Source organism: Actomonas aquatica (assembly GCF_019679435.2).
GTDB classification, from domain to species: domain Bacteria; phylum Verrucomicrobiota; class Verrucomicrobiia; order Opitutales; family Opitutaceae; genus Actomonas; species Actomonas aquatica.
Window position 1 is genome coordinate 2,392,953 of record NZ_CP139781.1, and the last position, 14,909, is coordinate 2,407,861.

The window sequence follows — 14,909 nt, forward strand, 5'->3', positions numbered from 1 at the left end:
TTGTGATACCGCGGAAGCAAAAGACCCACCACCAGCAATGTGGCGCCGCCTACGATTAAACAAATCGGCACGAGTCGCTTCATTTCATCCTTAATCCGTGTCCATCCGTGTGATCCGTGGCGTAACCTTTCCTCCATCGTGTTCGGGTTAAAACAGCACCGCCCCCAGCCCGCCGCAGGCGAGCACCAAAGCCCAAGGCGGAAGCTTGGTGAACTTCAGCGCGGCAAGGGCGGCCGCCGCCACGACGATGCGCAGGGGTGAAGTCATCGCCGCTGGCCAAATGGGATCGATGAGCGCGGCGAGCAACAGGCCCACCACCGCCGCATTGGTGCCTTTCAGCGCAGCCTGCGCCGCCGGCACCTGCCGCAACTTCTCCCAATACGGCATCGCGCCCAGGATCAGCAACCAGGACGGCACGTAGATCGCCAGCAGCGCCCATACCCCGCCGACCACGCCGCCCGGACCAGTGGAGATCGAAGCGCCGAGGAAACTCGAGAACGCAAACAACGGCCCCGGCAAGGCCTGCGCCGCTCCGTAACCCGCCAGGAAAACCTCCACTTCGATCCAGTCACGCCCGACCGTAAAGGCATCGAGCAACGGCAACACGACATGCCCGCCGCCAAAGACCAGCGAGCCGGCACGATAAAACCCATCGAAGACCGTCAGTATCTCGCCGCCGACGCCCGCTTTCACCAGGGCCGGCAGGCCGAATAACCCGACCGCAAACACAAGCAGCCACCCCCAACCCGGCAACAGGATGCCGCGACCCTCCGCACTCACGGCGCGCGGCGCGTTTCCCGCCTCCTGACGGAACAGGATCCAGCCCACCACCCCGCCGAGCAAGATCGCCACCACTTGCCACAGTGCCCCGGTGGTGAACACCAGCAGCGCCGCCGCGCCCACGGCCAACGCAGCCCGCGGCACGTCGGGACACAGCTTGACCGCCATGCCCCAAATCGCCTGCACCACCACGGCCACCGCCGCGAGTTTCAGGCCCACCACCCAGCCCGCCCGACTCACGTCGCCCAGTGCCACCACCCCCAGGGCAAAGCCGATCATCAACACCGCCGACGGCAGCGTGAAACCCACCCACGCCAGCAGCCCGCCGACAAAGCCCCCCTCACGCAGCCCGATCGCGTAACCCACCTGACTGCTCGCCGGCCCGGGCAAGAACTGACACAGCGCCACCAAGTCCGCGTAGTCCGCGTCACTCAGCCACCGCCGCCGCTGCACAAACTCGGTTTGAAAATATCCGAGGTGCGCCACCGGTCCGCCAAAGGAAATGCAGCCCAGTTTGAGGAAACACCAAAACAACTCCGGCAGGGTAACACGTCGATCGGCCATGGTCGTTGACTGAGTTAGCCTACCCTCCGAGCGCCGCAACCGAATCCGGCCGTTTACGGTCCTTTCGCCTCGCCGGCCTGCAACAAGCCCATCCGGGCGCAGAAGCCGCGGCCTTGTAACGAAAGCGGAACTTGCACCGCCGGAGCGGATTCCCAGCCTAACGGGGCTTGATGCCAAAGCTGGCCTTGGGGTCAGCAGGGAACCTGCCTTGCTTCCCTGAGTTTCCGCATCACCGTCACCATCCTGCTGTGCCATCCGATTCCATCATGTTAGAGACCTCGCCCTTCGCTCCGGAGCCGGAGCACGGTGCGCGGGTGGTTGCCCGGCTGCAGGAGTCGTCCCTCTTCCTCCAGTATCAAGCGGACTTCGAGGAAGCCACGGGGCTCCCACTCGCCCTGCGGGCCGTCGGTATCACGCAGCCCCTGCTCAACAACTCCACCCGGGCGAATCCCTTCTGCATCCTCCTCGCTGCGCACAATCCCTCGTGCACGGCCTGTCGCGAATTGCAGCTACGCTTTGACCGGGAATCGGTGCACGAACCGCTCATGCTGGAAGGGTTTGCCGGCATCGCCGAAGCGGCCGCGCCGGTGCGCCTCGGCGACGAAGTGATCGCCCATCTCGAAACCGGACAGGTGTTGCTGCACAACCCCACCGAGAAACGTTTTCTGCAGGTGCTGCGACAGGCCCAGGAACTCGGCCTGCAGGTGGATCCGGCAAAACTGAAGAGCGCCTACTTCGGCACCCGCGTGCTGCGGCGCAAGCACTTCGAATCGATCGTGCGCCTCATGAACATCTTCGCCCAGCACCTCGGCGTGGTGAGCAACCAGATCGCGGTGCAGGAACACGAAGATGAACCCCCGGCGGTGAAACGCGCCCGCGCCTTCGTGGCGGAGCATCTGGATGAGGAGCTGAACCTCTCCCGCATCGCCCGCGCCAGCAACATGAGCGAGTTCTACTTCTGCAAGGTTTTCAAAAAGGCGACCGGCATGACCTTCACGCACTTCCTCGCCTGTCAGCGTGTGGAACGAGTGAAGCAGGACCTGCTCAACCCGCACATCCGGGTGAGTGAATCGGCCTTCGCGCACGGTTTCCAATCCCTCTCGCAGTTCAACCGCGTCTTCCGCCGCATCGCCGGCGAATCTCCCTCCAGCTACCGCGAACGTGTCCTCCGCCACTCGGCATAAGGCACGACCGACCAGGTAGGGTCGGACCGCCGGGCCGACCGCCGTCGTCTTACACCAAGGTCACGGAGGGTAACACCGTGGCGACAGCGACCGAGAGGCAGGGCCGCTTTTAACGCAAAGACCGCAAAGAGCGGGAAGGTCGCAAAGGCCACTCCACCGCAACGCGGGCGACACACCCGCGGCTACATTTCCCGTCTGGATGTAGCAGCGGCCGTCTCGGCCGCTCGTCGTTGCCTCTCGGCTCCATGTCCCGCAACCGCGGCGATCGCGTCTCTGCGCGTCCTTCGCGGCTGGAAATCTTCGGGTGCCATACCGGCAAATCCCCCTCCAGCTACCGCGAACGCGTCCTCCAGAACTCGGTGTAAGGCACCACCGGCCAGGTAGGGTCGGACCGCCGGGCCGACCGCTGACGTTTTACAAGGAGGCAGCGGAGGGCAAACAGAGGCAATAGAGCCACTCCGCCGGGGTTTTAACGCAAAGACGGCGAAGCTTCGTGGCTACGAGCGTGAGCGAGTGGATGGCGCACCATGTCCAGCGTAGTTTTACACGGAGGTCACGGAGGACAAACAGAGGCGACAGCGACCGGTAGGCAGGGCCGCTTTTAACGCAAAGACCACAAAGAGCGCATCCGCCGTCGCTCTACGAGCTTTGGCGGACCAGGAAGGTCGCAGAGGCCACTCCGCCACAACGCGGGCGACACGCCCGCGGCTACATTTCCCGCCTGGATGTAGCAGTCCCGCGAACGCGGTGATGTCGGCCGCTCTACCTGCCTCTCCGCTTCGCGTCTCTTCGCGCCCTTCGCGGCTCCCAAAACCACCGTGCCTGCCCGCCGCGTAGCCGGGAAACGCCTGACACTATTCGCGTTCCGGTCCCAGCCGACTAGGATGACGCATGCCAAGACGCTCGATTGCTTCCCTCTCCGGCCTGCTCTCGTCCTTCTTTTTTTGGGTCGGATGCCAAACCGGCCCGCAACACGGGGACCCACCCATGCCACTGGCCGACTTCGTCGATCTCAATCGCTTCATGGGCACGTGGTATGTGCATGGCTACACGCCGACGCCAATCGACGGTAACGCCTTCAATCCCACCGAGACCTACGAACGCGGAGAGAACGGTCGCATTGAAACGAGTTACCGCTTCAACGATGGCAGCCTCGACGGAACGACCAAGGAGTATAATCCCACCGGCCGCGTCTTCGACGAGACCACCAACGCCGAGTGGCGCATGACCTTCTTCGGGATCATCACCTCGCCCTACCTCATCCTGTATGTGAACGACGACTACACCCAGACCGTCATCGGCCACCCCGATCGCGACAAGGCCTGGATCATGACGCGCGATCCGCAGATCGACGAATCCACCTACACGGCGCTGCGCGGCGAACTCGAACGCCGCAACTTCGACCTCTCCGAGCTGCAACGCGCCGAGCACAACCAACGAAATTGAGAACGTGCCGCGTTTTGCGGTAGAACGTTGATCCCGGCGGACCGGGGAGAGGACAGTTTTGAAACAACGCCTCCCTCACCCTTCCGGATCAGGCCGGGGCCGCGCCACAAACAGGGCGGGAGGCGGTAGCGCTCGTTCCAATTTTCGCCATTCTTTGATCAGCTTGGCACGGTCTGATTTTTGCGCGGTGCGCTCAAGCGTGCGTCCGAGGTGGGCCTGCTCAAAGTCGTCGTCCACGCCGTTGGCATTCTCGTCGACGTAGAGGGGATTGTCATCGGCCTGCACCAACCCCTTGAGCCACGCGCCCTCGCTGCCGGCAGCGAAGGTGATCTCCCGACGTCCCTGACCAGGGACATACGGAACGTCCACCTCGGCCAGGCGAGTGCCACTATAGACGTCGAACACGCCGTTCTCTGGATCAAGTCGCAGCGTGAGCACCGGCACCATCGCCATCAAAGCCCCGTCAAATTTGCGTAAGGGCACATGTAAACGGCGGGGTTGCACTCCAGCGGACGGAGCGCGCCCCCCCCCGCGCGGAGGAGCAAGCAGGGCTCGTGACGGACGCGTTAGCGGCGGGCGCGAGACGTGCCGCTTGTTGCGGTTGTTTAGCGCGGCGACGAGGCCGTTTTGGCCGGGTCAAACTCGAGGTTGCGCGTCCAATCCGGATTCAGCACATACGTGAAGCTCACGTTCCGGCCGATCTCGTTGTTGCCGCCCACCGGGATAAAATCACCGCTCACGACTCCATACATTGCGCGGACGACGTTGCCTTTTTCGTCAACCTCGCTGCGGACCCGGAAGAGGTAGTTGGTTTCTCCACCCAGATCGATGGTCGTTCCCCGGCCGCCTTCCTTGAGGCTCCATTTTAAGAGCCAAGTCCGCGAAGACTCGTAACCGGATAGCGGTGCTTCATACGGCCACTTCAAGGCCGAGCCGATGTCCTTTGGATGCTTGAAGACGGTGATGCCGTCCTGTGGCCTGCTAAATCGAAGCGTAAACTTTTGGTCGTAGTCTCTGCTCGATGTGAAGCGCCCGCCCAACTCGAAGATAAAATCGGGCGTGCGACCCTTTCCAAAAGGCGCGACCCAATCCCCGATTTCTAGATCGAAGCCCATCGGGCCATCCGTCTTGGGTAGCGGCCGGCGATCTACGTCACGAGAGAAGCCGACGACGGGATTCCGGACTGGGCGGAGCTCCATCTCGATCTTCTGCACGCCAGTCGCATATTGCTGGAAGCTCTTCTCGTCGTTGATGCCGCGGTGCGGGCCTTGCGTCCGATAATAACCAGCCTTCTCGACCGACAGTAGGTAGTCCTGTTGAGCGGTGCCGGAGACGGTGGCGACGCCTTCCTTGTTGGTTTTTGCCTCCGCCTCTTGGTATTTGTCGCCGAGTCGATAACGGGGAAGCGACAGATGCACGGTGGCACCCTCCACCGGGCTCCCTTCGGGGTCGCGCACACTGGCTTCGACCGTGATCGGAACGGCGGGCATCACGAGGTCTTGGGCAATCGCGCATCCAGGCGATACAAGAAGCGCCCACACGCCTAAGGTTGAGGTTAGCAGTGTCTTCATTGGTATTCTTCGCGTGCGGCGAAGAGCGGAATCGGATTCAGAATACGGGGCAGAACGTAAGTGCGTTCAACTGGCTTTCTAGGGTCGATCGAAAACTCGCTTTCCGTCTCGTAGTGGCCCGACTTCCACGCCCTTAGCGTAACGCCATACGTTGTTTCACCTTGAATCCGCACCACGCCATTGGCGTCGCTTTGCAAGATACGTTCGCCTTGCGGTTTGGCCTTTTCACCTTGAAACAACACCAGCACGTCACCACCGGCCAATGGGGTGCCAAGGTCGTCAATCACCTTCACTTGCACGCTCACCGGTTCGCCGAATACGCAACCGGAGCCACAGGCAGCCAGCATCATGAGCAACAGTCACTTCATTGGTTTAATCCTCCGCGGCTAATCATTTCTTGGAATATCGGGTAAACGTAGCGCAGCACCACGTAACAAAAGTCGCTATGTTTCCAGCGGTTCTCTGTGTCATGCCAGCCGTTGCGCTTCGCGATGTTGGGAGCAGGGTCGTTAGTTTTTTCATCGGAGGTTTCCTTCGTCGCTAAACAGGTCCCATGCGCGGTAAGAGGCAGACCGGGGGGGGGGGGTGAGGCATGACCCCGTCGGACCGTGACGCAAAGACGGCGAAACTTCGTGGATACGAGCGTGAGCGGATGGATGGCACACCATGTCCAACGTAGTTTTACACGGAGGTCACGGAGGAATGAACAGAGGCAACAGCGTCCGAGGGACTGGGCCTCTTTTAACGCAGAGGCCACTCCGCCGCAACGCGGGCGACACGCCCGCGGCTACATTTCCCGTCTGGATGTAGCAGCGGCCGTCTCGGCCGCTCGTCGTTGCCTCTCGGCCTGAATAGCTCAGGCGAGGAACATCGTGTTGGTCGCGACGCCGGCGGCGAGGCGGCGGTAGATGGCATCGAGGGACTCGCCGGTTTGGTGGGCGCGTTGCAGACGCTCCGCGAGCGGGCCGTGTTCAAGGATGACCGCCAGCGCGTTCTGTTCGGCGGCGGAGGTCGTCGCGCAAGGGTTCAGGCGCTGACCGGCTTCGCGCCAGAGTTCCAGCATCGTGGCCTTTTCACCGGTGTGGCCAAACGCGCGCAGGAGGAGCGGGTCCGTGACGACCGCGCTGCTGCCTTGCTCCACTGCCGCGTCGAAGAGCGCACGCAGAGGCTCAACTTGAGCGGTCTGTTGTTCGGCGAGGGAAACCTTTGTTTCGGCGACGAGTTCGCGGAGCACGGCGATGATGAGGCGCAGCACCGCGAGGTCGGCGGCCGGGCATTCCTGGATGTCGAGCACGCGGATTTCGATGGCGTCGCGGTCGAAACGCGCGATGGCTCCGCGGGAGTTGGAGAAGCGCGCCTCCAACACGCCGTCGGGGTCGTGGGGCGCGAGCTGCTCGGCGATGGGATCGAAGATGACACGTTCGTAGTCGTCGCGTGAATACACCGGCTCCGGGATCACGCGACCGCAGAGCGCGGGCAGCTTGATCGAGTTGCTGCGATAGAACGCGAGGCGGTTGTCCGCGAAGCCGGTGGCCCGGCCTTCCACAAAGGGCGACGACGCGGCGAGCGCGGGCAGCAGCGGCAGCACCAGACGGATGGCGGCGTGCAGGCGGGCAAACTCGGCGTCGTTGGCAAAGGGCAGGTTGAGGTGCACGCTCTGCAGGTTGGACCAGCCGTGACCACGGCAGTCGAAGATGCGGTCGAAGGCGGCGTAAACCTCCGAAAAGTCATGCGTCCAGAGCACGGCTTCGTCCGGTCGCATGGTCGGGTGCATGGCGGTGGGCAGCACGCACACGTTGTGCGGCGCGAGGCGACGGTTGGCCTCGGCGACTTCGGCGGCGAAGGCATCGGCGAGACCGTCGAGGGACTCCTCGGGCAGCGTCGTCTTGATCTCCAGGACGTGGGCGATGAGCTCGTTGGACCAGGTGAGGCGGCCGCGTTCGATGTCGGAGATGGGCTGGCCGGCGGCGTCGATGAGGATGCGATCGGCCCAGGGGCGCACGCTGAGGTCGTCGCGATCGACGAGCATGTATTCGAGTTCGACGCCAAAGTAGGCGAAGAGGTGCGGAGGTTTCATGGGAAATTTGTGGAGAGAAGGAGAAAATGAATTGGCCACAAAGAGGCACGAAGAGTCTCAACTGTTAGCGGACATCGGCGTGCGCCTATAGGCGCGGGGACGGTTTTGAGGGACTCGCCTGCCTCATTTTTGTGTCTCTTGGTGCCTTTTTGTGGCCAAGACCAACCCACTCACTCTTCCGGGCGGCGTTCTTTGCGGCGGTCGAGCTTGCGGACGAAGTGTTCGATGATGCGTTCGTAGAGGGCATCCTTGAGCAAGGTGTCCTCGTAGCCGGCGTCGATGGAGGGATTGTCGTTTACCTCGATGACGTAGGCGGAGCGGCCGGACTGTTTCACGTCGACTCCGTAGAGGCCGTCACCGATGAGCGACGCAGCTTTGACCGCGGTGCGGATCACTTGCTGCGGCACGAGTTCCACTGGCACGGCTTCGACTTTGCCGTAGTCGGCGCCGCCATCGGCTTGGTTGGAGATGATCTGCCAGTGTTTGCGCGCCATGAAGTATTTGGCGGCGTAGATGGCTTTGCGATCGAGCACGCCGATGCGCCAGTCGAAGTCGGTGACGAGAAACTCCTGGGCGATGAGCAGGTCGGTGTCTTCAAACAACTCGGCGGTGACCGCGTCGTATTCCTCGCGGGTTTTCACCTTCTTCACGCCGAGGGAGAAGGCGCTGTCGGGCTGCTTGAGGATGATGGGGAAACCGAGGGCCGCCGGCACCTCGTCGACGTTGTCCTTGTGCACGATGATGGTGCGCGGCGCGAGGATGTCGTGGCGATCCAGCAGCTCGGCGAGGTAGACCTTGTTGGTGCAGCGCAGAATGGACTGCGGATCGTCGACCACGACCAGCCCTTCGGCTTGGGCACGGCTGGCGAAGCGGAAGGTGAAGTGGTTGACCGCGGTGGTTTGGCGAATGAAGAGCGCGTCAAACTCGGCCAGACGCGAGTAGTCGTCGCGGGAGATGACCTCGGCTTCGATGTCGAAGTTCTCCGCGGCGCGGATGAACTTGGCGATGGCTTTGTCGTTGGACGGGGAATGCGCTTCGGCCGGATCGTAGAGGATGCCCATGGTGTAGCGCGGCGGCGTCTTGGGCTTGTGGGTGGGGCGACGTCCGGCGAAGAAACTCTTGGCAACCTCCGCAACAAAGGGACGGTGCGACTCGGGCACATCGGAGGCCGAAATGGAGCTAATGTCCTGCATCTCCCAGTGCGCGTCGTGGCGCACGAAGGTGGCGCGCATGAGCGGGGCCTGGAATTGGTTGTAGAGCTGCTGGCAGAGCCGGTCGTAGGCCTTGGCGGTATTGCGGGCGAAGTAGATGCTCAGGACGAAGCGGTCGGTCTTGAGCGGAGCGAGCGACTTCTGGATAAGTTCATCGACCTCGCCCGAAAGGATGCGGGCCACGACGGTGGACTTGAGGTCCTGGATGGTGGCAACGCTCGGCAACGGGCGATGGCCGCGGGCCTCGGCGAGGAGGGACACGTAGTATCCAACCGACTGATACCGGTAGGAGCGGCACAGGTTGTAGACCCGGGTGTGACGGCCGGAGAGGAAGGCCGGATCGGTAAGATAGGTGCGGGCGGCGACGACTTCGACGCCGGGGATCGAGAAGGGCCACCGCTCAGGTTGGTTGACCACAATGAGACTGCGCATGACGAGGGACCCGCGCGGATCAGGCGGCGGGAGGGGGTTCGATGACGATGAGGTTGGCGTCGTAGGTAAGGACGCCGAGGAGGATAGAGGACATGACCCGGTTGATGTCGATGGCGTAGCGCCGGGTCGGGGAATGAGGGTTCGACTGCAGCGGGTCGGCGATCTCGACGTGGCGGGCTTTGCGATCGTAGCCGCAGAGCACGACGAAGTGGCCGGACGGGTTGCCGCGCAGATCGTCGTCTTCGTCGTCCGGACCGTATTCGCGCATGGCCTGATAAAGGTAGGTCGAACTGAGACCGGAGAGGATGGGCAGGTCGCGATTGAGGTAGCGGCGAATGAGAGCGCCGCTGATGGGGTCGAACTGGAGGCGGCCGCCGAGTTTCAAGAACTCGATGTAGGCGGAGCAGGCCAATTGGAGTTTGGGCGAACGGCGCACCTTGCGCTGGGCCTCGAGTTTGGCGATGAGCTCGGGCGCGGACAGTTCAAACCACGTCGGGTCAAAAACCTGCAGGTTGTAGGTGTGCACGGTGGCCCGATAACCGCGCCGGAGGGCGTCGAGGGCGAGCAGCACACCGAGCGTGCCGCCGGTCTCCAGGCGGGGCACGGTGCGGATCAGCTCCGGCAGGGGCACCTCGCGATCAAAATAGCGGTAGATCGCGTGCAGGCAGGTCGGGCCGCAGGTGGTATCGTCGGGTTGCGGGAGGATCTCCAGGGAGAGCAGGTGCCGGGGAGGCGAATCGTGAACGGACATCTAACGGGTCAGGCAGGATTGTCGTCCATAGCATCGGCGAGTCCACTGCCAAGCACGCTGATGAAACCTGTTTGTAATCGGTCGAAGCTGGACCTCACCCGCGTCGCCCAACACGGTTATCGCCATGAATTCGCAGGCATGGCGGGGAATCTTGGCGGCGGGCATCGTAGCATTGACCGGTTGTGAATCCACCCAGTCCCGGTTGAAGGAGCGCGAAGCCACCGCCCGCGGTTGGAGCCCGGTCACGCGGGAGCGGGTCACTCGCGGCGAAATCAAACCCGGAGACGATTACGACATGGTGTATGTCGCCCTGGGCCAACCGGGCGACATCGAGACGATCACCGTGCGAGATGGCGGCGTGCTCACGATTTGGAACTACCCCAAAATCGTCCAACGCCAGATCAGCGAAGAAACGGTGGACTACGAGGAGATCACGGAATTCGACGTGCGCACCGGACAACGGCTGCAATATCGCATCCCCGTGCGCGAGGGGGTTTACGAAACCAGCAAACAGCAAGGCCTGCAGGTGATTTTCCGCGACGGCCTTGTAACCAGTGTGCGTTGGGGCCGGAACGGTCCGCCGGCTGCCGCCAGCGAAGAAAACTAAAAGCAAAAGACCGGACCCGCGCTGGAGTCCGGTCTGCGAAAACGAGCAATGTGGTGGGGTCGCTCAGCGACCGTGGCACTGCTTGAACTTCTTGCCGCTGCCACAGGGGCACGGGTCATTGCGACCGACCTTGGGCATGGCCTGCGCCGGCTGGGGCTTGGGCATGGGCAGCTTGATGTCGCTGGCCGGCTTGCGCGCGGGAGCGGCGCCGGGCATACCGCCCACGCCACCACCGGTGACATGGGAACGGATCTGCGGCGGAGGCGGTGCGGCAGCAGCGGTGGGCGCTTGCGGCGCGTTCTCCGGGCCCTCGGTCTTCGCGCCACGACTGAGGAGCTGCAACATGTTTTCGAAGGCTTGGATGTTGGAGGCGCTGCGGAAGAGGCCGGTGCAAATCTTGAGCCGCACGTTGCCCATGAGTTCCTCGAAGTATTTGAAGGCCTCGCCCTTGTATTCAACGAGCGGATCCTTCTGGCCGTAGGAGCGCAGGCCGATGGCGCGGCGCAGCTCTTCCATTTCGGTGAGGTGCTCCTGCCAGTGGCGGTCGATGGCGTTGATGATCACGTAGCGCTCGAGGGCGCCGAGGGCTTCGGGGATCTCGACGGATTCCTTCACCTCGTAGGACTTTTTGACCTTCTCGAGGACAATGCGCGTCGAGTCCTCGAAGTTGCGGCCCTTGAGGTCCTGCACGTGCAGGCCGATCGGGAAATGGGTATTGAGCCAGCCGATGAGCTGTTCGAGCGACTCCTCGGTCGGGCCGCCCTTCTCGCCCCAACCGGCGGTCTCGAGGCGTTCTTCGACCTCTTCCTGCACCTGCTCGAAGATGATGTCCTTGGGGCGCTCGGCGTGGATGGCGGCATTGCGGATGCCGTAGATGACTTCGCGCTGCTGGTTGAGCACGTCGTCGTATTGGAGGAGGCGTTTGCGGATGGAGAAGTTCTGTTGCTCGACCTTCTTCTGCGCGCTCTCGATGGAGCGGTTGAGCAGGGAGTGCTCGAGCTCTTCGCCTTCGCGCATGGAGCCTTCCATGAGGCGCGAGGCCAGATTGCCCTGGAGGAAGAGGCGCATGAGGTTGTCTTCCAGCGAGAGGAAGAACTTGGTCGTGCCGGGGTCGCCCTGACGCGAACAACGACCGCGCAACTGGCGGTCGATACGACGCGATTCGTGGCGCTCGGTGCCGATCACATAGAGGCCGCCGAGTTCGCGCACCCCTTCGCCGAGCTTAATATCGGTGCCGCGACCGGCCATGTTGGTGGCAATGGTGACGGCGCCGCGATGACCGGCGCGGGTGACGATGTCGGCCTCCTGCTCGTGGAACTTGGCGTTGAGCACGGTGTGCACGATGCCGGCGCGGCGGAGCATGCGGGAAAGCACTTCGGACGACTCGACCGAGACGGTGCCGACGAGGACCGGTTGGCCGCGCTTGTTGGCTTCGGTGATCTCCGCCACCACCGCGTTAAACTTGTCGCGGCGGGTCTTGAAGATGGAGTCGTTCTTATCGATGCGGATGTTGGGCTTGTTGGTCGGGATGACCTGCACGCCCAAGCGGTAGATTTCGCTGAACTCGGTGGCTTCCGTCTCCGCCGTGCCGGTCATACCGGCCAGCTTCTCATACATGCGGAAGTAGTTCTGGATGGTAACGGTGGCGTAGGTGCGGGTCTCGCGCTCGATGTTGACGCCTTCCTTGGCTTCGACGGCTTGGTGGAGACCGTCGGACCAGCGACGGCCCGGCATGACGCGGCCGGTGTTCTCGTCGACGATGTTCACCTTGCCATCTTGGACGACGTATTCGACGTCGCGCTCGTAGAGGCAGAAGGCGCGCAGGAGCTGGGAAATGGCGTGGATCTCTTCGGAAACCTCGGCGTAGGCCTCGTGGGACTTGTTCTTGCGCTCCTCGCGTTGCTCCGGCGTGAGGGAGGTGTCGGCGTCGATGGCGGAGTGCTCGGTGGCAAGGTCGGGCAGGACGAAGGCGTCGGGGTTATCGGGGCGCAGGGTGCGACGACCGATTTCGGTGAGGTCGGCCTGGTGTTGGCGCTCGTCGATGGAGAAGAAGAGCTCTTCTTTGAGGGCGAACATCTCGGTCTTCTGCAGATCGGAGTTCATCTCGGTCTCGATCTTGTCGAGGGCCTTGCGGGCGGCCGGAATCTCGAGGACGCGCAGGAGTTGTTTGTTGCGCGGGCTGCCGAGCTTCACCTGGAGGAGCTTGCGCATGGCCTCGTGGCGGGCGTCGGCATCGGCGCTGTCGTCCTCGATGACCGGCTTGGCTTCGGAGACGAGACGGTTGCAGAGCTTGGCCTGCATGTTGACCAGGCGCTCGACCGTCGGCTTGAGGCGGGTAAAGGGCTGCTCGCGCTCAATCGGCGCCGGACCGGAAATGATGAGCGGGGTGCGGGCTTCGTCGACGAGGATGGAGTCGATTTCGTCCACGATACAGAACCAGTGGTCGCGCTGCACCTGGTCCTCCTTACGCGTGGCCATGCCGTTGTCGCGGAGGTAGTCGAAGCCAAATTCGGAGGCGGTGCCGTAGGTGATGTCGCAACCATACATCTCGCGGCGCACGGCCGGGGCCATTTGTTGCTGGATGCAACCCACGGTGAGCCCGAGGTATTTGTAGAGATGGCCCATCCACTCGGAGTCGCGGCGGGCGAGGTAGTCATTGACGGTGACCAGCTGCGAATTGCGACCGACGAGGGCGTTGAGGTAGAGCGGCAGGGTGGCGACGAGAGTTTTACCTTCACCGGTCGCCATTTCGGCGATCTTGCCTTTGTGCAGGGCGATGCCACCGATGAGCTGCACATCGAAGTGGACCATGTCCCAACGCTGTTCGTGGCCATTGACGACGGCGGTGGTGCCGACGAGACGGCGGGCGGCGTTCTTCACCGTGGCGTAGGCCTCGGGCAGGATGTCGTCGAGGGTTTCGCCGTTTTTGAGGCGCTCGCGAAATTCGGGGGTCTTCGCCTTGAGCTGCTCTTCGCTGAGCGCCTGATACGACTCCTCGATCTCGTTGATCTTGGCGACGAGGGGCTTAACGGACTCGAGGAACTTGCGATAGTGACGACCGGCGAAACGTTTGAACAGAAAGTCGAACATGAGGAACCGGCCAGCGTAGGCCGGGCCACCGCCTTGGCAAATGACAAATCCCGATGTTCCTCAGAGGTAACTTCCGTCAAAAAGACGACGGGCGCGCCCTCGAGTGAGACAGCACCGGGCGACACGATGACACACTTGGGCTCGCGGTGGCGCAGGTTATAGCGCGCCCCGCCTCGGTCTCAGACCTGCGTGCGGAAGTAATCGATGGTGCGTTTAAGGCCTTCCTCGAGCGGCACGGTCGGCGCCCAATCGAGGTGTTTTTTGGCCAAGGTAATGTCGGGCTGGCGCTGCTTCGGGTCATCGGCCGGGAGCGGCTGGTGGATGATCTTGGAGGGGCCGCCCACCAACTTGAGGGTGAGCTCCGCCAGCTCGAGCATGGTGAACTCGCCGGGGTTGCCGATGTTGACCGGGCCGACCGTAGCGTCCTGCGCCATGAGTCGCAGGAAGCCTTCGATGAGGTCGTCGACGTAGCAGAAGGAGCGCGTCTGGGAGCCGTCGCCGTAGACGGTGAGATCCTGCCCCTGCAGCGCTTGCACGATGAAGTTGGAGACGACGCGCCCATCGTTGGGGTGCATGCGCGGGCCGTAGGTGTTGAAGATGCGCACCACGCGAATATCGACGCCGTTCTCCCGGTAATAGTCGAAGAACAGGGTCTCGGCACAACGCTTCCCTTCGTCGTAGCAGGAGCGCAGGCCGATGGTGTTGACGTTGCCCCAATACGACTCGGGCTGCGGGTGCACGGTTGGGTCACCATACACTTCGCTGGTGCTGGCCTGGAAGACGCGGGCCTTCACGCGCTTGGCCAGACCGAGGCAATTGATCGCCCCCATAACCGAGGTCTTGGTCGTTTTGATGGGGTTGAACTGGTAGTGCGGCGGGGAGGCCGGGCAGGCCAGGTTGTAGATCTGGTCGACCTCAAACTTGAACGGATCGATCACATCGTGGCGCACCAACTCGAAGTCGGGATTGCCGACCAGATGGGCGATGTTGGCCTTTCGGCCGGTGAAAAAGTTATCGAGGCAGATCACCTCGTGCCCCTCGCCGAGGAGACGATCACAAAGATGGGAACCCAAAAAACCAGCCCCGCCGGTAACAAGAATGCGCATGCGCGCAGTGGTAGCACGCCGCTCCCTGCTGTCCAGCCATGAGCCGTGCCTAGCTCGAGTTCTGGGGTAAGTGCCCCCCTCTTCAGACCT

The 14,909-nt window shown here is 62.8% G+C and carries 12 protein-coding genes; 3 read left to right on the forward strand and 9 right to left on the reverse strand.

What is annotated here, in order from left to right; translation table 11 throughout:
* Nucleotides 1–147 precede the first annotated feature (147 nt).
* Entirely contained in the window at nucleotides 148–1,344 is a 1,197-nt protein-coding gene (gene chrA, locus K1X11_RS09355; RefSeq protein WP_221029700.1) for a chromate efflux transporter, read from the reverse strand.
* 266 nt (nucleotides 1,345–1,610) lie between these two features.
* Here chrA and K1X11_RS09360 point away from each other — a divergent pair, with 266 nt between their 5' ends.
* The gene (locus tag K1X11_RS09360; RefSeq protein WP_221029699.1) at nucleotides 1,611–2,528 is read left to right on the forward strand and encodes a helix-turn-helix domain-containing protein; all 918 of its coding nucleotides are present in this window, start codon (nucleotides 1,611–1,613) and stop codon (nucleotides 2,526–2,528) included.
* Between the two features lie 987 nt (nucleotides 2,529–3,515).
* On the forward strand, nucleotides 3,516–3,974 hold the full coding sequence (locus K1X11_RS09365) for a lipocalin family protein (protein ID WP_221029698.1): 459 nt from the start codon (nucleotides 3,516–3,518) through the stop codon (nucleotides 3,972–3,974).
* 75 nt (nucleotides 3,975–4,049) lie between these two features.
* Here K1X11_RS09365 and K1X11_RS09370 read toward each other — a convergent pair whose 3' ends face one another.
* The 6 genes from K1X11_RS09370 to K1X11_RS09395 form a co-directional block, all read right to left on the reverse strand.
* Complete coding sequence (locus K1X11_RS09370; protein WP_221029697.1) at nucleotides 4,050–4,457, reverse strand: hypothetical protein; 408 nt, start codon at nucleotides 4,455–4,457, stop codon at nucleotides 4,050–4,052.
* A 122-nt stretch (nucleotides 4,458–4,579) separates the two neighbouring features.
* Nucleotides 4,580–5,545 (reverse strand): carboxypeptidase-like regulatory domain-containing protein, encoded by a 966-nt coding sequence (locus tag K1X11_RS09375; protein WP_221029696.1) that lies wholly within the window; start codon nucleotides 5,543–5,545, stop codon nucleotides 4,580–4,582.
* Nucleotides 5,542–5,895, reverse strand: a complete 354-nt coding sequence (locus tag K1X11_RS09380) for a DUF4198 domain-containing protein (protein WP_221029695.1) — start codon at nucleotides 5,893–5,895, stop codon at nucleotides 5,542–5,544. The genes K1X11_RS09375 and K1X11_RS09380 overlap by 4 nt, the downstream gene beginning before the upstream one ends.
* Before the next feature lie 506 nt (nucleotides 5,896–6,401).
* Nucleotides 6,402–7,622: a glutamate-cysteine ligase family protein gene (locus tag K1X11_RS09385; protein WP_221029694.1), complete on the reverse strand. Its 1,221-nt coding sequence runs from the start codon at nucleotides 7,620–7,622 to the stop codon at nucleotides 6,402–6,404.
* A 170-nt stretch (nucleotides 7,623–7,792) separates the two neighbouring features.
* The gene (locus tag K1X11_RS09390; RefSeq protein ID WP_221029693.1) at nucleotides 7,793–9,265 is read right to left on the reverse strand and encodes a RimK family protein; all 1,473 of its coding nucleotides are present in this window, start codon (nucleotides 9,263–9,265) and stop codon (nucleotides 7,793–7,795) included.
* Between the two features lie 19 nt (nucleotides 9,266–9,284).
* On the reverse strand, nucleotides 9,285–10,016 hold the full coding sequence (locus K1X11_RS09395; protein WP_221029692.1) for a hypothetical protein: 732 nt from the start codon (nucleotides 10,014–10,016) through the stop codon (nucleotides 9,285–9,287).
* A gap of 124 nt (nucleotides 10,017–10,140) precedes the next feature.
* Between K1X11_RS09395 and K1X11_RS09400 the strand changes: the two genes are divergently transcribed.
* Nucleotides 10,141–10,623, forward strand: a complete 483-nt coding sequence (locus tag K1X11_RS09400; protein WP_221029691.1) for a hypothetical protein — start codon at nucleotides 10,141–10,143, stop codon at nucleotides 10,621–10,623.
* Between the two features lie 63 nt (nucleotides 10,624–10,686).
* On the opposite strand, the gene secA is transcribed toward K1X11_RS09400, so the two are convergent.
* Nucleotides 10,687–13,713: a preprotein translocase subunit SecA gene (secA, locus tag K1X11_RS09405; RefSeq protein ID WP_221029690.1), complete on the reverse strand. Its 3,027-nt coding sequence runs from the start codon at nucleotides 13,711–13,713 to the stop codon at nucleotides 10,687–10,689.
* 179 nt (nucleotides 13,714–13,892) lie between these two features.
* Complete coding sequence (locus tag K1X11_RS09410) at nucleotides 13,893–14,819, reverse strand: UDP-glucuronic acid decarboxylase family protein (RefSeq protein WP_221029689.1); 927 nt, start codon at nucleotides 14,817–14,819, stop codon at nucleotides 13,893–13,895.
* Nucleotides 14,820–14,909 lie beyond the last annotated feature (90 nt).